Below are 16,244 nucleotides of genomic sequence, written 5' to 3'. Positions count from 1 at the left end.
GATCCTACAAAGCCGACCGGCCGCTGCCAGCGGCTTTTCCGGCGACGGCCGGGCGCCACAGGATGTACCGCACGTGACACGCCACACCATGGGAGCGCACCCACCGCCGTGAGTGTCACACGAACTCGGTGGCCACCAGTTCCGCGATCTGCGCGGTGTTGAGAGCCGCGCCCTTGCGCAGGTTGTCACCGCAGACGAAGAGTTCGAGCGCCGTCGGGTCGTCGAGCGCGCGCCGCACCCGGCCCACCCAGGTCGGGTCGGTGCCCACCACGTCGGCGGGGGTGGGGAACTCCCCCGCGGCCGGGTCGTCGCACAGCACGACACCCGGCGCGGTGGCGAGGATCTCGCGGGCGCCGCCGACCGAGACCTCGCCCTGGAAGCGGGCGTGGACGGTGAGGGAGTGCGTGGTGACCACCGGCACCCGTACGCAGGTGACCGCGACGGGGAGGTCCGGCAGGCCGAGGATCTTGCGGGACTCGTCCCGCACCTTCATCTCCTCCGAGGACCAGCCGTCCTCGCGCAGCGACCCGGCCCACGGCACGACGTTCAGCGCGACCGGCTCCGGGAAGGGCCCGGTGTCGTCGCCGACCGCCCGCCGTACGTCACCGGGCTTGGTGCCGAGCTCGGTGCCGGCCACCAGCGACAGCTGCCGGCGCAGCGTCTCGACCCCGGCGCGCCCCGCCCCGCTCACCGCCTGGTACGAGGAGACCACCAGCTCGCGCAGCCCGAACTCGGCGTGCAGGGCGCCCAGGGCCACGATCATGGAGAGCGTCGTGCAGTTGGGGTTGGCGATGATCCCGCGGGGCCTGAGGCGCGCCTTGTGCGGATTGACCTCGGGCACCACGAGCGGCACCTCGGGGTCCATCCGGAAGGTGCCGGAGTTGTCCACCACCACCGCGCCCTTGGCGGCGGCGACGGGCGCCCAGTGCGCCGAGACCTCGTCGGGCACGTCGAACATGGCGACGTCGACCCCGTCGAAGGCCTCCTCCGTCAGCGCCGCCACCTCGACCTCCTCGCCGCGCACGGCCAGCTTGCGGCCGGCCGAGCGCGGCGAGGCGATCAGACGGATCTCGCCCCAGATGTCCGCGTGCTGGGACAGGATCTGGAGCATGACCGTGCCGACGGCTCCGGTCGCTCCCACGACCGCGAGCGTCGGTCGCACGGTCCCCTGCCGTGCCATCAGCGTCCGGTGCCCCCGTAGACGACCGCCTCGGCGGTGTCGGAGTCGAGGCCGAAGGCGGAGTGGACGGCGCGGACGGCCTCGGGCACGTCGTCGGCGCGGGTGACGACCGAGATGCGGATCTCGGAGGTCGAGATCAGCTCGATGTTCACCCCGGCGTCGCTGAGCGCCTCGAAGAAGGAGGCGGTCACGCCCGGGTTGGTCTTCATGCCGGCGCCGACGAGCGAGATCTTGCCGATCTGGTCGTCGTAGCGCAGCGAGTCGAAGCCGATGACCGTCTTCGCCCGCTCCAGGGCGTCGATGGCCTTGCGGCCCTCGGTCTTGGGGAGGGTGAAGGAGATGTCCGTCAGCCCGGTGGAGGCTGCGGACACGTTCTGCACGACCATGTCGATGTTGATCTCCGCGTTCGCGATGGCGCGGAAGATCGAGGCGGCCTCGCCCGGCTTGTCCGGGACGCCGACGACCGTCACCTTGGCCTCGGAGGTGTCGTGAGCGACACCGGAGATGATGGCCTGCTCCACCTTCTGGTCCCCTTGCTTGATCGGCGTGCTGCTGACCCAGGTGCCCTGCAGCCCGGAGAAGGACGAGCGCACGTGGATCGGGATGTTGTAGCGGCGGGCGTACTCCACACAGCGGTGGAGCAGCACCTTGGAGCCGGACGCGGCGAGCTCCAGCATGTCCTCGAAGGCGATCCAGTCGATCTTCCGCGCCTTCTTCACCACGCGCGGGTCGGCGGTGAACACGCCGTCGACGTCGGTGTAGATCTCGCACACCTCGGCGTCGAGGGCGGCGGCCAGCGCCACGGCGGTGGTGTCGGAGCCACCGCGGCCGAGGGTCGTGATGTCCTTCTTGTCCTGGCTGACGCCCTGGAAGCCGGCGACGATGGCGATGTTGCCCGCGTCCAGCGACTGCCGGATCCGGCCCGGCGTGACGTCGATGATCCGGGCTTTGTTGTGGACCGAGTCGGTGATGACGCCGGCCTGGCTGCCGGTGAACGACTGGGCCTCGTGGCCCAGGTTCTTGATCGCCATGGCCAGCAGGGCCATCGAGATCCGCTCCCCGGCGGTCAGCAGCATGTCGAACTCGCGGCCGGCCGGCATCGGGGATACCTGCTCGGCGAGATCGATCAGCTCGTCCGTAGTGTCGCCCATCGCGGAAACGACCACGACCACTTGGTGGCCGTTCTTCTTCGCTTCCACGATCCGCTTGGCGACGCGCTTGATGCCCTCGGCATCGGCTACGGAGGAGCCTCCGTACTTCTGCACGACAAGGCCCACGTGCGCTCCTCGGTCTTCCGTCTCTTCACCGCAGATACGCGCATGCACTGCGGTCGGCTCAGTCTATCGAGCGCCCGAAATCGACCGTGCTGGAACCACATGGTGAGATCCGGCGCTCCAGCACGGTCCCTGCCCCGGTTGCCCGTGAACAGTCCGCAAAGTGGGCCAGGTCACCCTTCGGGGCACGGCGTGGCCGCGTGCTGACCTAGAGTCGCGCCATGGCGGACGTGCTGCTGGCGGGAATCGTGCTGCTCGGCTCCTGCGTGCAGTGGCTGACCGGGATGGGATTCGCGCTGGTCGCCGTGCCCGCGCTGGTGCTGCTGCTCGGTCCGGCCGACGGCGTCGTGCTCGCCAACTGCGCGTCGGGGGCCATCTGCGCCGCCGGACTGGCCGGCGGCTGGCGGCGGGTCCGCCCGGGCGCGATGGTGCCGCTGTGCCTGGCGGCGGCGTGCACGGTGCCCGCGGGCTCCTGGCTGACCCGCCGGCTCCCCGAACCCGTCCTGATGGTGGTCATGGGCACGCTGGTGACGGCCGCCGTGCTGCTGGTCATGCGCGGCGCACGGGTGCCGGCGCTGCGCGGCACGAAGGGCGCGCTCGCGGCGGGCGCGGTCGGCGGTTTCATGAACTCGGCGGCCGCGGTGGGCGGCCCGCCGATCTCGCTCTACGCCGTCAACGCGGGCTGGACGGTACGGGAGTTCGTACCGAACGCGCAGTTCTACGGCGTCGTCGTCAACGCCTTCTCACTGGCCGCGAACGGCCTGCCGGAGCTGTCCGGCGCCCGCTGGGGCTGGGTCGCCGCCGCCATGACCGCGGGCGCGCTGCTGGGCCGGGCGCTCGCCGCCCGCACACCCGAGAGGCGGGCCCGACTGCTGGTGCTGTCCCTGGCCCTGACAGGCGGCGTCACGGCGCTCGGGAAAGGGATGTGGGGGCTGTGACGGCGCCGTCGCCGGACGGCCCCGGGTCTCACTGGCCCGTCTGCATCCCCAGCGGGCCCGCGATCTCCTCCTGCATCACCTTGCCGGCCTCGAACTCCAGGGTCTCGTCGCCCATGCCCTGGTCGGTGTCCAGGCCGTCCAGCTCCTCCAGGGGCTGGTTGAGGCGGACGTGGGCGACCACCGACTGCAGGGCGCGCAGGGTCGCCGAGGCCGTCGAGCCCCAGTTGGAGAAGTAGGAGAACTGCCACCACCACAGGGCCTCCGTGGTGCGGCCCGCGCGGTAGTGGGCCATGCCGTGGCGGAGGTCGGTGATGACGTCGGCGAGGTCGTCGGAGATGCGCGCCGGGACCGGGGCCCTGCGCGGCTCGTAGGGGTCGAAGACCTCGGAGTAGACGTCGACCGGCTCCAGCAGCCGGGCGAGGTTCTCGCGGAGTCCGTCCACGTCGGGGTCGGGGCCCGTGTCGGCCTCGTAGCGCTCCTCGGGGACGATGTCCTCGTGTGCGCCCAGACGGCCGCCCGCCAGCATCAGCTGGGAGACCTCCAGCAGGAGGAAGGGGACCGCCGAGTCCGGTTCGTCGCCCTTGGCCACCTCGCTCACTGCGACGAGGAAGCTCTCCACCTGGTCCGCGATCTGAACCGCGAAGTCGTCCGGGTCCGGGGACGTGGCGTGCAGCGTGGCGTCAGACATCTAGGAGTCGTCTCCCCTCGAAGGCGCGGCCGAGGGTCACCTCGTCCGCGTATTCCAGGTCACCACCCACCGGGAGGCCGCTGGCCAGGCGGGTGACCTTGAGGCCCATGGGCTTGATCATCCGGGCGAGGTAGGTCGCGGTGGCCTCGCCCTCCAGGTTCGGGTCCGTGGCCAGGATCAGTTCCGTGACCGTACCGTCGGCCAACCGCGCGAGAAGTTCCCGTATACGCAGGTCGTCCGGTCCGACCCCCTCGATCGGGCTGATCGCTCCGCCCAGGACGTGGTAACGGCCCCGGAACTCGCGGGTGCGCTCGATGGCGACCACGTCCTTGGGCTCCTCCACCACGCAGATGACGGCGGGGTCCCGGCGGGTGTCACGGCAGATGTTGCACAGCTCCTCCTGTGCGACGTTGCCGCAGGTCGCGCAGAACCTGACCTTCGCCTTGACCTCCATCAGGGCGTGCGCGAGCCGCCGTACGTCCGCCGGTTCCGCCTGCAGGATGTGGAAGGCGATCCGCTGGGCGCTCTTGGGACCGACGCCGGGCAGCCGCCCCAGTTCGTCGATGAGGTCCTGAACCACGCCTTCGTACAACGGACTGCCGTCCTTCCTGGGTTCCTTCTGTACGTACGGTAGTCGGCCCGCACCCGTCTTAGAAAGGCAGGCCGGGGATACCGCTGCCGCCGCCCAGGCCCTGGGCGAGCGGGCCGAGCTTCTGCTGCTGGAGGGTCTGGGCGTTCTCGTTCGCCGCCTGGACCGCCGCGACGATCAGGTCCGCGAGGGTGTCGGTGTCCTCGGGGTCCACCGCCTTGGGGTCGATCTTCAGTGCGCGCAGCTCGCCGGAGCCGGTGACGGTGGCCCTGACCAGGCCGCCGCCCGCCTGTCCGTCGACCTCCGTCCGCGCCAGCTCCTCCTGGGCCCGCTGCAGGTCCTGCTGCATCTTCTGGGCCTGCTGGAGCAGCTCCTGCATGTTGGGCTGGCCACCACCGGGAATCACGATCAGCTCCTGGTTTCGTACGACTTCGTCGGCGGGGTCTTCCCGCCTGGCACGAGCCTACGTGGTCCGGGCAGCCATCGCCCCGGCACTCTTTCGAGTGAGCCTCTGCCGAGTCCTATACCTGATCACGGCCTACTTCCGGGCGGAAAAGGAGTGAATCCATGGGCTTCGCCACCCATTGGGCGGTAGGAAGGGGCGGGCACATCAGCATCAGGTGTCACGCTACGTGATCGGTTCGTGGTCAGAAGGAGTGCGGGTGGGTCAGCCGGAGATGCAGCCCGAGGGTCCGCCTCAGGACGGGCGGGGCGAGGGTGCCGCCGGGCTCCGGCCGGGCGATCTGACCGGGCGCGCGTTCCCGCTCGGCGACTGGGGCGAGCCGGCCGAGCGGCTGCACGAGCTGTACCGGTGGGTGGAGCACGGGGCGCTCGAGACGGCCGCCTGGTATCTCACGGACCGGACGTGGAAGCGGCGGGGCGCCCGGCTGCTGCGCACCGGAGCCGCCGCGGGCGCGGTCGCCGGTGCCGCGCTGCCGCTGCTGGACCTGACCCGGGTCTCCGCCGGGCTGGCCGCGTGGGGGTATCTGGCCCTGCTGCTCGCGGTGGCCTGTGTGGCCGTCGACCGCTTCTTCGGCGTGACCTCCGGCTGGATAAGGGACGTGGCGACCGCGCAGGCGGTGCAGCGGCGGCTGCAGGTGCTGCAGTTCGACTGGGCCTCGGAGAGCGTGCGCGAGGTGCTCGGCCCCGCGGAGGGGACGGCGAGCGAGGCCGCCGAGCGGTGCCTGGGCGTGCTGCGGCGCTTCTCCGAGGACGTGACCGAGCTGGTGCGCACCGAGACGGCCGACTGGATGGTGGAGTTCCGCACCGGCTCCGCGCCGATGGGGATCCAGTCCGCGGGCAGCGGCACCGGCCGCCAGGAGATCGGCGGCGCGCAGGGCCGTTTCCCGCTGCCGCCGGGGACGGGCGCCCGCCCGAACATGCCCCGGCAGCGGCCGCCGGAGCCGAGGTGACGGACCCGCGGGTGGCCGGGTGCCCCTGGTGGCCCCGGCGGCCCTGGTGGCCGGCGCCGGGACTGGCCGGACCGGCCGGACTGACCGGGACGGCCGGACTGACCGGGACGGCCGGACTGACCGGGACGGCCGGACTGACCGGACTGGCCGGGACGGGTCGCCGCCGCAGGGGCCGTGCCGCTCCACGGCCGGGGCCGGCCGGGGCGGGCGGCCGGTTGCCGGGTCACTGCCTGGTGTACGTCAGCTTCTCGCCGTTGCCGACGGTCTCGCGCTGGAGGCTGCCGTCCGGCAGCAGGGTGATCTCGGTGGCGCCGCCCGGCTTGCAGTAGCCCGGGTCGCCGGTCGTCACGGTGGACGGGCCGATCTCCAGGGCCCCGCCGCCCGGCGCACCGGTCAGCTGGGCCTGGAAGACGCAGTGGTAGCTGCCGCTGCTGGTGGGCCCGTCGGCGACGAGGGACATGACGGTGTCGCCGACCGCGCCCTGCTGGATGGTGAGCTCACGGGTGTTGTCGCCGTCGGCGTTGGTGATGACGGCGTTCCAGGTGCCGAGGTAGCCGTCCGGTATCACGCCGCCCGAGGAGGCGGCGGCGGTGGGCCGCGCGCTCGTCGGGCCCGGCCCGGGCGCGGTCGCCCCGGACGTGCGGGGCGCGGCGGTGGACGGGGCGGGGCCCGGGTTGCCGCCGGCCGTGTCGTGGCCGCCGCTCATGAGGGCGTAGACCGAGCCGCCGGCACCGAGCGCGACGATCAGGGCGACGCCGACCAGGAGCGCGGTGGAGCGGCCGCTCCGGCGCGGCGGCCCGGGCGGGGCGGGCATCGGCCCGGAGTGGGACGGGCCGTAGGGCGGGGTGGGGCCGAGGGCGCCGTACGGGCCCGTCTGCTGGGGATAGCCGTAGGCGCCGGGCTGCTGGGGGTAACCGTAGGCGCCGGGCTGCTGGGGATGGCCGTGGCCGGGGCCCTGCTGCGGACTGCCGAGGACCGGGTGGCCGGCCGCGGGCGTCTGGGCGGCGGGCGGCTCGGTGCCCGACACCATCGTCGGCGGATGGTTCACCGGGGCGCCGCTCCCGGGCCGCCCCGGTGGCGGCGGCGTGGCGGGGTCACCGTCCTGCTGCGGCGAGGCGTCGGCGGCGGGGGCGTGCTCCGGGGTGGCCGCGGGCGCCGGCTTCACGAGGGAGGTCCCGGCCGGCTGCTCGGGATTCTCCGTGTCCAGCAACCGCACGGCGTGCCGCCCCAGTTGGGCCACCAGTGCGCTCGGCAGCCACGGGTCCCTGGACCGCCCGCCCAGCACGGTGTCCTCGGCGCCCGTGCGCTCCAGCACTTCGTCCAGCGTCGGACGGGCCGCCGGGTCCTTCTTCAGGCAGTCCCGTACCAGGTCGGCGATGCCCTCGGGCACCCCTTCGAGGTCGGGCTCCTCCTGGGCGATGCGGAACATCAGGGCGTGCGCACCGCTGTTCGCGGCGCCGAAGGGCAGAGTGCCGGTCGCCGCGTAGGCCAGCACCGAGCCCAGGCAGAAGACGTCGCACGCGGGCGTGATCCGGTCACCGCGCACCTGCTCGGGCGCCATGAACCCGGGCGAGCCGACGAGCGCGCCCGTCCGCGTCAGCCCGCCGTCCGTCACGGTCTCCAGGGCGCGCGCGATGCCGAAGTCGATGACCCGCGGCCCGTCGATGGTGACGAGCACGTTGGACGGCTTGAGGTCGCGGTGGATGATCCCCGCGGCGTGGATGTCCTTCAGCGCCTGCGCGAGCCCGGCCCCGAGGATGCGCACCGACCGCTCGGGCAGTGCACCGTGGTCGTGCCCGACGACCTGCTGCAGGCTCGGCCCGGCGACGTACCCGGTGGCGACCCAGGGAACGGCGGCCTCGGTGTCGGCGTCGAGGACGGGCGCCGTCCAGTCCCCGCCGACCTGCCGCGCGGCCTGCACCTCCTGCCGGAATCTGGCCCGGAACTCCTCCTGCGCCGCCAGTTCCTCGCGCACCAGCTTGACGGCGACGGTACGGCCGCGCTCCGACCGGGCGAGGTAGACGTTGCCCATGCCGCCGGCACCGAGCCGCGCCAGCAGCCGGTACGCGCCGATCTGCTGCGGATCGCCGGCCCCGAGCTTGTCCATCGCAGGTCCCCCGAAATCCCCCGATACACCCCTGTGCGACATGCCAACGATAGTGCGGGCGCAGGGGGGAGGTGGCCGCTGCGGTGTCTACGGTTCCGTAACAGGGGGCGGGCCCAGCTCCTCCAGCACCTTCGACAGCCGTTCCAGCGCCCGCACGGCCTCGGCCAGCTCCTTCTCGCCAAAGGCGTCCGCGAGCCGGTCGGCGAAGGCCGCGTGGCCGGGGTTGATGCGGTGGTTCGCCGCGCGTCCCTCCTCGGTCGGCGCGAGGAGCTTGGCGCGGCGGTGGGCCGGGTTGGGCCGGTACTCGGCGAGCCCGCGCTCCACCAGCAGGTCGGCGACGCGCTGCACGCTCTGCCGTGTGATGCCCATGGCACGGGCGATCCCGGCGACGGGCAGCGGCTCCCCCAGCACCGCGCCGAGCACCTGCCACCAGGCGGCGGTGAGCCCGGCCGGCCCGGCCAGTTCCTCGGCGAGGGCGAGGAACTGGCCGTTGAGCCGGAAGACGCCGAGGGCACTGCGGCTGAGCAGGTCCTGACGCTCGCGGCTCACCGCCCGCCGGCCTGCTGGAGCACGGCGTACGCCGCCGGGTCGGAGTCGTGGTACAGCCGGTACCAGGCGTCCAGCACCTCGCCCTCGTAGACCCCGAGCAGGCCCAGCACCTCCCGCGCGAAGGCGACGGGCTCGGTGGGCCCGGCGGTCACCAGCGTCCCGTCGGTCACGGCGTCCGCGTCGACGTACAGCTCGCCGCCCCGGTACCCGGTCGCCGCCAGGTAGAAGGAGACGGCGCTGGTGTGCTTCCGGTCGTCGAGCAGGCCCTCGCGGGCGAGTCCGGCGGTGGCGCCGCAGATCGCGGCGACGGGCACGCCGGCGTCGAGGAACTCCCGGGCCGTGCGGGCGAAGGGCGCGAGCCGGTCGCCCGCGTCCCACAGGTCGGCGCCGGGGAGGATCAGCAGGGAGCTGTCCCCGGGCCGCAGCGCGTCGAGGGCGAGGTCGGGCCGCACGCTCAGGCCGCCGATGGAGCGGACGTGGTCCCGGCCCGGACCCACCGTCCGGATCTCGTACCCGGCGCGGGCGAGATACGCCGTCGCGTGTCCCGTCTCCCAGTCGGCGAGGGTGTCGTACACGGCGAGGTGAACAGGCTTCCGAGTCATGACAGCAGGCTGTCATTTGGACAGGATGCTGTCAATGCTTTCCCCCGTCGGGCGCCGCCCGCTGTAGACAACCTGTCGCCAAAACCCCCGCACGGCAGACAGGAAGCCGATATCCCCGCCGCCGTGCCCGCTCCTACGCTCGCGCCCATGACCCCTCACCCGAACCCCGAGGCCGGCGCCGCCGTCAAGGCCGCGGACCGTGCTCACGTGTTCCACTCCTGGTCCGCGCAGGAACTCATCGACCCGCTCGCCGTCGCCGGCGCGGAGGGGTCGTACTTCTGGGACTACGACGGCAAGCGGTACCTGGACTTCTCCAGCGGGCTCGTCTACACCAACATCGGCTACCAGCACCCCAAGGTCGTCGCCGCGATACAGGAGCAGGCCGCACGCCTGACGACGTTCGCGCCCGCCTTCGCCGTCGAGGCGCGCTCGGAGGCGGCCCGGCTGATCGCCGAGCGGACCCCCGGCGACCTGGACAGGATCTTCTTCACCAACGGCGGCGCGGACGCCGTCGAGCACGCGATCCGGATGGCGCGGCTGCACACCGGGCGTCCCAAGGTGCTGTCCGCCTACCGCTCGTACCACGGCGGCACCCAGCAGGCCGTGAACCTCACCGGCGATCCCCGGCGCTGGGCCTCCGACGGCGCGGCGGCCGGTGTCGTGCACTTCTGGGCGCCGTTCCTGTACCGCTCCCGGTTCTACGCCGAGACGGAGGAGCAGGAGTGCGCCCGCGCGCTGGAGCACCTGGAGACGACGATCGCCTTCGAGGGGCCCGGCACCGTCGCCGCGGTCGTCCTGGAGACGATCCCGGGCACCGCGGGGATCATGGTCCCGCCGCCGGGGTACCTCGCCGGGGTCCGGGAGATCTGCGACAAGTACGGGATCGTCTTCGTGCTGGACGAGGTCATGGCCGGGTTCGGGCGCACCGGTGAGTGGTTCGCGGCCGGCCTGTCCGGCGTCGTGCCGGACCTGATGACCTTCGCCAAGGGCGTCAACAGCGGATACGTGCCACTGGGCGGGGTCGCCGTCTGCGGCGCGATCGCCGAGACCTTCGCCCGGCGGGCCTATCCGGGCGGGCTGACCTACTCCGGGCACCCGCTCGCCTGCGCCGCCGCCGTCGCGACGATCCAGGTCATGGAGGAGGAGGACGTCGTCGGCCACGCCAAGCGGCTCGGCGAGAGCGTGGTCGGGCCCGCGCTGCGCGAGCTCGCCGAGCGGCACCCGAGCGTCGGCGAGGTCCGCGGAGTCGGCATGTTCTGGGCGCTGGAGCTGGTCAGGGACAGGGAGACCCGCGAGCCGCTGGTGCCGTACAACGCGGCCGGCGAGGCGAACGCCCCGATGGCCGCCTTCGGCGCCGCCGCCAAGCGGCACGGCCTGTGGCCCTTCATCAACATGAACCGCACCCACGTCGTGCCCCCGTGCAACGTCAGCGAGGCCGAACTGAAGGAGGGCTTCGCCGCGCTGGACGCGGCGCTGTCGGTGGCCGACGAGTACACGCGCTAGGTCCGGCCCGAGCCCGGGCGGCCGCTCGGGCACCGCGCCTGCCCGCGCGCAGCTACGCGGGTCAACAGGTGGAATCCGAACGCGTAAGGTGGCGTGCCCGTAGGTAAGGACGTGCACGCCACCCGAACGCGACGAGGAGACGCCCGACCCATGCCCGGCAGCAGCGGCGGCGGCGCCGTCACCCGCAGCACCCTGCGGCAGCAGATCGCCGACGCGCTTCGCGACGAGGTGCTGGCGGGACGGCTGCAGCCAGGGCAGGAGTTCACGGTCAAGGAGATCGCCGAGCAGTACGGCGTCTCCGCGACCCCCGTGCGCGAAGCGCTCGTCGACCTCTCCGCGCAGGGCCTGCTCGACGCCGACCAGCACCGCGGCTTCCACGTCCGCGAGTACTCGGTCGCCGACTACCGCGGCATCGTCGAGGCCCGCAGCCTGGTCACCGACGGCATGTTCCACGCCCTGGAGGAGGGACGGCAGCGCTTCCGGCAGGTGGACGACGCGCGGACCGTCGCCGCGCTCGCGGGGGTGCGCCGCCGCGGCGAGGAGGCACGGCGGGCCTCGCTCGCCGGCGACCTCACCGTGCTGATCGGCTACGACCTGCGCTACTGGCACGAGCTCGGCAGCCTCTTCGGCAACCCCTACCTCGCCGAGTTCCTGCACCGGCTGCGGGTGCAGTCCTGGGTGTGCGCGGTGCAGCACCTGCGCCGGCTGACCGACATGCGCGGTGCCCTCTGGTCCGGCCACACCGATCTGGTCGACGCCATGGCGCAGCGCGACATCAGGACGGCGCGTTCGATCGTCGCCCAGTACGACGCCCACTCACTGGACCTCGTCGAAGGGCTGGCGCGAGGATGACCGCCCCGGCCACGGCCGTCGACCTGTCCGTGGTCATCCCCGCCTTCGACGAGGAGCAGCGACTCGGGCCCACCCTCGACGCCGTCACCCGCTATCTGCGCGAGGACGAGGGCCGCTGGGGCGAGTGGGAGGTCGTCGTCGCCGACGACGGCTCCACGGACGCCACCCGCGACCTGGTCACCGACCGCCGGGACCCCCGCGTCCGGCTCGTCACCAGCCCCCGCAACCGCGGCAAGGGCAGCGCCCTGCGCCTGGGCGTCGCCGCCTCCCGCGGCCGGCGCGTGCTGGTCACGGACGCCGACCTCGCCTCCCCGATCGAGGAGCTGGAACGGCTCGACAAGGCGCTCAGCGAGGGCAACGCCGCGGCCGTGGGCTCCCGCGCCCTGCCCGGCGCGGCGATCGAAGACCGCCAGCACCCGCTGCGCGAACTGCTGGGCCGCGCCGGGAACCTGCTCATACGCCGGATCGCCGTGCCCGGGATACGCGACACCCAGTGCGGTTTCAAGCTCTTCGACGGAGAGCGCGCCCGCGAGGCGTTCGCCGCCTCGACGATCGACGGCTACGGCATAGACGTCGAGGTGCTGCGCCACTTCCAGCGCGCCGAGTGGCAGGTCGCCGAGGTGCCGGTCCGCTGGTCCCACCGGCCGGGCTCGAAGATACGGTCCCTCGACTACGTCCGCGTCCTCGCCGACCTCACCCTGCTGCGCGCCCGCGCCACGCGCCCCGCCGACCTCGTCGCCGTCCTCCTCTTCCTGCTGATGGCGGCCTATCTCTACGCGGGCCGGCTCTCCGACCCCGACCACCGCTACCTCACCGACTCCCTGCAGGACCAGAACCAGTGGGAGTGGTTCTTCGCGGTCACCGCCGACAACGTCGCCCATCTGCGCAACCCCTTCTTCTCCGACCTGCAGGGCTTCCCCGACGGCGTGAACCTCATGGCCAACACGGTCATGCTCGGCCTGTCCGTGCCCTTCGCCCCGCTCACCCTGCTCGCGGGCCCCGCGGTCTGCCTCAGCGTCGTGATGACGCTGGGCCTCGCCGCCACCGCGGCCGCCTGGTACTGGCTGATCGTGAAGCGGGTCGTGGACAAGCGGGGGCCGGCCTTCGTCGGCGCCTGGCTGGCCGCGTTCGCGCCGCCCATGGTCAGCCATGCCAACGCGCACCCCAACTTCGTGATCCTGTTCATGATCCCGCTGATCGTCGACCGCGCCCTGCGCCTGTGCGCGGGCGGCCGGGTGGTGCGCGACGGGATCGTGCTCGGCCTGATGGCCGCGTACCAGGTCTTCCTCGGCGAGGAGCCGCTGCTGCTCGCGATGATCGGCATGACGCTGTTCGCGGCCGCCTACGCCGTCGTCCGCGGGGACGTGGCCCGGCGGTCCTGGCGGCCGCTGCTGAACGGCCTGGCGATCGCCGCGGCCGTCTGCCTCCCGCTCGTGGTGGGGGCGCTGGCCTGGCAGTTCGCCGGGCCGCGGAGCTACGGCAGCGTGCTGCACGGCGACAACGCGGGCAACAGCCCCCTCGCCCTGCTCTCCTTCGCGGAGCGCTCCCTGATCGCGGGGAACGCCCAGCGGGCGAACGCCCTCTCCCTCAACCCCACCGAGCAGAACGCCTTCTACGGCTGGCCGCTGGTCCTCCTCGCCTTCGCCATCGCCGTACGGCTGTGGGAGCGGGCGCTGGTGAAGGCGCTGGCGGCCACGGCGGCCGGCGCCGCCGTGCTGTCCCTGGGCCCGAGGTTCCGCATCCCCCTGACGGACCGGGTCTACCCCGGCCCCTGGGCGCTGTTCGCCAAGCTGCCGCTGTTCGAGTCGGTCATCGAGGGCCGGGTCGCGATGATCTGCGCCCCGGCGCTCGGCATGCTGCTCGCGCTGGCCCTGCGGCGGCTGACCGCGGTCCGCGACCGGGGCACGCAGTACCTCGGGCTGCTCGGTGTCTGCCTCGCCCTGCTCCCGCTCGTCCCGGCCCCGCTGAAGGCGGTCGAGCGCCCCGCGACGCCGGCCTTCTTCACCGACGGGGCCTGGAAGCCCTACGTCCGCGACGGCGAGTCACTGGTGCCGGTGCCGCTGCCCGACGCCGGCGACGCGGAGGCCCTGCACTGGCAGCAGCGGGCGGGCCTCGGCTTCAAGCTGCCCGGCGGCTACTTCAACGGCCCCTGGGGCGACAAGCGCATCGGCATCTACGGCGCCACACCCCGCTACACCTCGCAGCTGCTGCGTGATGTCGGCTACAGCGGCGTCGTACCCACGATCGGCGAGAAGTGGCGGGCGCAGGCGAAGCGGGACTTCGCCTACTGGAGGGCGGGAGCGCTGGTGGTGACGCCGCAGCCGCACGACGACGCCCTGCGCAAGGCCGTCACCGAACTCGTGGGCCATGACGGGAAGTGGGTACACGGGGTGTGGGTATGGGACCTGCACAAGGGTGCCTGACCTGTTCGGAAGGGGCCCGTCCGACGTGGTACCGACTACGCTGCCCTGACCGCCCCACGTGCCGTATTCCGCTGTGTGAGGAGCCCTCTTTGGCCTGTGACCTGTGGCTGGTACCGCTCGTCGACGTGTTGTGCCACACCCCCGACAATCCGTTCGCCGAGGAACTCGCGCAGTACAACGGCGTGCTCGCCGCCGCCGGGCTGCCGCCGGTGCCGGTGTACCAGTACATGCCGGGCCTGTCCGGCGAGGTCGCGCCGGTGGCCGGCTTCGACTACGACGCACTGCACTTCCTGCGCCGCCTGTATCTGCTCCAGGTGCGCGGGCTGCCCGTGACACCGGTCGACGAACTCGGCGGCGACTACGAGCAGTTGCTGGAGATGTTCGAGTCGACGGCCCAGCAGTCGCACCTCGTGTGGCACTACGACCACGCCGGCGCCTACGTCCCCGTCGACTTCCCCCAGCCCCTGTCCAACGACGAGCTGCTCGCCGGCGGCGGCCCGCTCGGCTCCTCGCAGGCCCTGCTGCGCGAGCTGGAGTACGTGGCCCCGGCGATCGGCATCGACCCCGCCAACCCGCCGGCGGCACCCGAACCGCCGCGCGCGCCCACGGAGCTGGAGGAGCCGGCCGTGCCCGCCCCGTACGACCCCAGCCCCTTCGCCCGCGAACGCCACGTGTGGCTCGGGCTGCACGCGGCGGCGACGCGGAGCCTGGCGCAGGGGTCGATGATCGTCTTCAGCTGAGCGGTGTCAGCGCAGCTCGGAGAGGCCCTTCTGCAGGTCGTCGGCGTTCATCACGGGCGTCAGGTCGATCTCGGCGCCGAGGTCCATGAAGAAGGGCTCACCGATGGGCGGCATCTGCGAGCTGTCCCGCATGTCGAAGAACAGGTAGGCGGTACGGACACCGTGCTCGAGGGTGAAGTAGGCCGCCTCGGGCTTGAGGTTCCCGAGGGCCTCCTGCATCAGCTGGGGCATCTTGCCGCCGCGGATGACCTCGTTGGCCTTCTCGGTGTTCATGGACGCCTTGAGCAGCACGCGCATAGCACTCACCTTCTTCTCCCCGGCGCCTACACGTGTACAGGTTCACGGTATGCCCGACACGCGTACCTTGCCCTGTTGTGAGCCGTGACTACTCCCGCGGGAGGAGCCCGGGTGCCTCCGCCGGTGCGACGCTTCGTACGACCGGCGCGCGCAGGCTGGGAGCACCGACGTGAGGAGACGGCGATGATCCTGGTGACCGGGGCGACGGGACATGTGGGCGGCGAACTGGTACGACGGCTCGCGGCCGCGGGTGAGCCGGTGCGGGCGATGACCCGCCGCCCCGCCGGGGCACGGCTGCCCGCGGGGGTGGAGGCGGTGTACGGGGACGCGGACGACCCGGCGAGCCTGGAGGCGGCGTTCGCGGGGGCGAGCGGGGCGTTCCTGATGTCGGCGCAGCCGGTCGGGGCGGCCCCCGGCCCCACCCACGACCTCGCCCTCGCGCGGGCGGCGGCGGAGGCGGGGGTGCGGCGGGTGGTGAAACTGTCGGTGCTGGACGCGGGCGCGGGCACCGACGTGATCGCCCGCTGGCACGCCGAGGCTGAGGCGGCGGTGACGGGGGCGTCCCGGGACTGGGCGTGGACCCTGCTCCGCCCCGGCCGCTTCATGTCGAACGCCCTGCAGTGGGCGGGACAGATCCGCGCGGGCGACGAGGTCGCCGTGCCCTTCGCGGAGCGCCCCGCGGCGAGCATCGACCCGGCGGATCTGGCGGAGATCGCGGCCCTCGCCCTGACGACGGACGAACACGCGGGCGCGACCTACGAGTTGAGCGGTCCCCGGTCGCTCACCCCGGTCGGGGAACTGTCCGTCCTGGGCGAGGTCCTGGGCCGCGACCTGCACGCGAAAGCGCTGCCCCCGGCAGCCGCCCGCGCCGGCATGGAGCGCTACGGCTTCCCGCCCGAGGTCGTCGACGCGATCATGCGCCGCACCCTGGAGAGCGACCGGGGCGCGGAGGTCCTGCCGACGGCGGAGAAGATCCTCGGCCGCCCGGCGCGGACGTTCACGCAGTGGGCACGGGCACACGCGGACGCGTTCGCCAGGGCCGTCGGGGTCGCCGGGGAGACGCCGACCTGAGCCACCGCTCCCCGCTCAG

16 protein-coding genes are annotated in these 16,244 nt (G+C 72.9%); 7 read left to right on the top strand and 9 right to left on the bottom strand.

All coding sequences use genetic code 11. From position 1 onward, the window contains the following. Positions 1-115 precede the first annotated feature (115 nt). Together ACJ9NR_RS21495 and ACJ9NR_RS21490 are read right to left on the bottom strand one after the other, a co-directional pair. Positions 116-1,180, bottom strand: coding sequence for an aspartate-semialdehyde dehydrogenase (locus ACJ9NR_RS21495; RefSeq protein WP_412493694.1), 1,065 nt, complete (start codon positions 1,178-1,180; stop codon positions 116-118). Then, complete coding sequence (locus tag ACJ9NR_RS21490; RefSeq protein ID WP_412493695.1) at positions 1,180-2,457, bottom strand: aspartate kinase; 1,278 nt, start codon at positions 2,455-2,457, stop codon at positions 1,180-1,182. Before ACJ9NR_RS21490 ends, ACJ9NR_RS21495 begins: the two co-directional genes overlap by 1 nt. A 218-nt stretch (positions 2,458-2,675) precedes the next feature. On the opposite strand from ACJ9NR_RS21490, the gene ACJ9NR_RS21485 reads away from it, so the two are divergent. Further along, positions 2,676-3,392: a TSUP family transporter gene (locus ACJ9NR_RS21485; RefSeq protein ID WP_412493696.1), complete on the top strand. Its 717-nt coding sequence runs from the start codon at positions 2,676-2,678 to the stop codon at positions 3,390-3,392. A 28-nt stretch (positions 3,393-3,420) separates the two neighbouring features. Here ACJ9NR_RS21485 and ACJ9NR_RS21480 read toward each other — a convergent pair whose 3' ends face one another. Genes ACJ9NR_RS21480 through ACJ9NR_RS21470 form a run of 3 tightly spaced genes read right to left on the bottom strand, consistent with a single transcriptional unit; the run spans position 3,421 to position 5,075 of the window. Beyond that, a complete protein-coding gene (locus ACJ9NR_RS21480) occupies positions 3,421-4,080 on the bottom strand; it encodes a DUF5063 domain-containing protein (RefSeq protein ID WP_412493697.1) in 660 nt (219 codons plus the stop codon). Continuing rightward, positions 4,073-4,672, bottom strand: a complete 600-nt coding sequence (gene recR / locus ACJ9NR_RS21475; protein WP_412493698.1) for a recombination mediator RecR — start codon at positions 4,670-4,672, stop codon at positions 4,073-4,075. The genes ACJ9NR_RS21480 and recR overlap by 8 nt, the downstream gene beginning before the upstream one ends. A 58-nt stretch (positions 4,673-4,730) precedes the next feature. After that, positions 4,731-5,075 carry a YbaB/EbfC family nucleoid-associated protein gene (locus tag ACJ9NR_RS21470; RefSeq protein WP_412493699.1) on the bottom strand — a complete coding sequence of 115 codons (345 nt, stop codon included), beginning with the start codon at positions 5,073-5,075 and terminating at the stop codon, positions 4,731-4,733. 256 nt (positions 5,076-5,331) lie between these two features. Between ACJ9NR_RS21470 and ACJ9NR_RS21465 the strand changes: the two genes are divergently transcribed. Then, positions 5,332-6,081, top strand: a complete 750-nt coding sequence (locus ACJ9NR_RS21465; protein WP_412493700.1) for an SLATT domain-containing protein — start codon at positions 5,332-5,334, stop codon at positions 6,079-6,081. 223 nt (positions 6,082-6,304) lie between these two features. Here the strand turns inward: ACJ9NR_RS21465 and ACJ9NR_RS21460 are convergent, their stop codons facing one another. The 3 genes from ACJ9NR_RS21460 to ACJ9NR_RS21450 form a co-directional block, all read right to left on the bottom strand. After that, positions 6,305-8,188: a serine/threonine-protein kinase gene (locus ACJ9NR_RS21460; protein ID WP_412493701.1), complete on the bottom strand. Its 1,884-nt coding sequence runs from the start codon at positions 8,186-8,188 to the stop codon at positions 6,305-6,307. An 87-nt stretch (positions 8,189-8,275) separates the two neighbouring features. Beyond that, complete coding sequence (locus ACJ9NR_RS21455; protein ID WP_412493702.1) at positions 8,276-8,737, bottom strand: MarR family winged helix-turn-helix transcriptional regulator; 462 nt, start codon at positions 8,735-8,737, stop codon at positions 8,276-8,278. Then, positions 8,734-9,339 (bottom strand): DJ-1/PfpI family protein, encoded by a 606-nt coding sequence (locus tag ACJ9NR_RS21450; protein ID WP_412493703.1) that lies wholly within the window; start codon positions 9,337-9,339, stop codon positions 8,734-8,736. Before ACJ9NR_RS21450 ends, ACJ9NR_RS21455 begins: the two co-directional genes overlap by 4 nt. A 147-nt stretch (positions 9,340-9,486) precedes the next feature. On the opposite strand from ACJ9NR_RS21450, the gene ACJ9NR_RS21445 reads away from it, so the two are divergent. The 4 genes from ACJ9NR_RS21445 (at position 9,487) to ACJ9NR_RS21430 (ending at position 14,857) form a co-directional block, all read left to right on the top strand. Next, positions 9,487-10,842: an aspartate aminotransferase family protein gene (locus ACJ9NR_RS21445; RefSeq protein ID WP_412493704.1), complete on the top strand. Its 1,356-nt coding sequence runs from the start codon at positions 9,487-9,489 to the stop codon at positions 10,840-10,842. Between the two features lie 150 nt (positions 10,843-10,992). Continuing rightward, positions 10,993-11,694, top strand: coding sequence for a GntR family transcriptional regulator (locus tag ACJ9NR_RS21440; RefSeq protein WP_412493705.1), 702 nt, complete (start codon positions 10,993-10,995; stop codon positions 11,692-11,694). Beyond that, a complete protein-coding gene (locus ACJ9NR_RS21435; protein ID WP_412493706.1) occupies positions 11,691-14,117 on the top strand; it encodes a dolichyl-phosphate beta-glucosyltransferase in 2,427 nt (808 codons plus the stop codon). Before ACJ9NR_RS21440 ends, ACJ9NR_RS21435 begins: the two co-directional genes overlap by 4 nt. An 89-nt stretch (positions 14,118-14,206) precedes the next feature. Continuing rightward, positions 14,207-14,857, top strand: a complete 651-nt coding sequence (locus tag ACJ9NR_RS21430) for a putative DNA-mimic protein (RefSeq protein WP_412493707.1) — start codon at positions 14,207-14,209, stop codon at positions 14,855-14,857. A 6-nt stretch (positions 14,858-14,863) separates the two neighbouring features. On the opposite strand, the gene ACJ9NR_RS21425 is transcribed toward ACJ9NR_RS21430, so the two are convergent. Next, positions 14,864-15,154 (bottom strand): hypothetical protein, encoded by a 291-nt coding sequence (locus tag ACJ9NR_RS21425; RefSeq protein ID WP_412493821.1) that lies wholly within the window; start codon positions 15,152-15,154, stop codon positions 14,864-14,866. Between the two features lie 183 nt (positions 15,155-15,337). Between ACJ9NR_RS21425 and ACJ9NR_RS21420 the strand changes: the two genes are divergently transcribed. After that, entirely contained in the window at positions 15,338-16,225 is an 888-nt protein-coding gene (locus tag ACJ9NR_RS21420; protein WP_412493708.1) for an NmrA family NAD(P)-binding protein, read from the top strand. Positions 16,226-16,244 lie beyond the last annotated feature (19 nt).

The organism is Streptomyces sediminimaris (assembly GCF_047049295.1).
In the GTDB taxonomy this organism is placed as follows: Bacteria; Actinomycetota; Actinomycetes; order Streptomycetales; family Streptomycetaceae; genus Streptomyces; species Streptomyces sediminimaris.
Note: the sequence above shows the minus strand (reverse complement) of the source record. Positions and strands in the feature narration are given on the sequence as shown.

Coding starts and splice junctions, on each gene's coding strand:
- ACJ9NR_RS21450 (WP_412493703.1), bottom strand. CDS start 9,339: ATGACTCGGAAGCCTGTTCACCTCGCCGTGTACGACACCCTCGCCGAC.
- ACJ9NR_RS21460 (WP_412493701.1), bottom strand. CDS start 8,188: ATGGACAAGCTCGGGGCCGGCGATCCGCAGCAGATCGGCGCGTACCGG.
- ACJ9NR_RS21440 (WP_412493705.1), top strand. CDS start 10,993: ATGCCCGGCAGCAGCGGCGGCGGCGCCGTCACCCGCAGCACCCTGCGG.
- ACJ9NR_RS21445 (WP_412493704.1), top strand. CDS start 9,487: ATGACCCCTCACCCGAACCCCGAGGCCGGCGCCGCCGTCAAGGCCGCG.
- ACJ9NR_RS21485 (WP_412493696.1), top strand. CDS start 2,676: ATGGCGGACGTGCTGCTGGCGGGAATCGTGCTGCTCGGCTCCTGCGTG.
- ACJ9NR_RS21425 (WP_412493821.1), bottom strand. CDS start 15,154: ATGCGCGTGCTGCTCAAGGCGTCCATGAACACCGAGAAGGCCAACGAG.
- ACJ9NR_RS21480 (WP_412493697.1), bottom strand. CDS start 4,080: ATGTCTGACGCCACGCTGCACGCCACGTCCCCGGACCCGGACGACTTC.
- ACJ9NR_RS21495 (WP_412493694.1), bottom strand. CDS start 1,180: ATGGCACGGCAGGGGACCGTGCGACCGACGCTCGCGGTCGTGGGAGCG.
- ACJ9NR_RS21435 (WP_412493706.1), top strand. CDS start 11,691: ATGACCGCCCCGGCCACGGCCGTCGACCTGTCCGTGGTCATCCCCGCC.
- ACJ9NR_RS21420 (WP_412493708.1), top strand. CDS start 15,338: ATGATCCTGGTGACCGGGGCGACGGGACATGTGGGCGGCGAACTGGTA.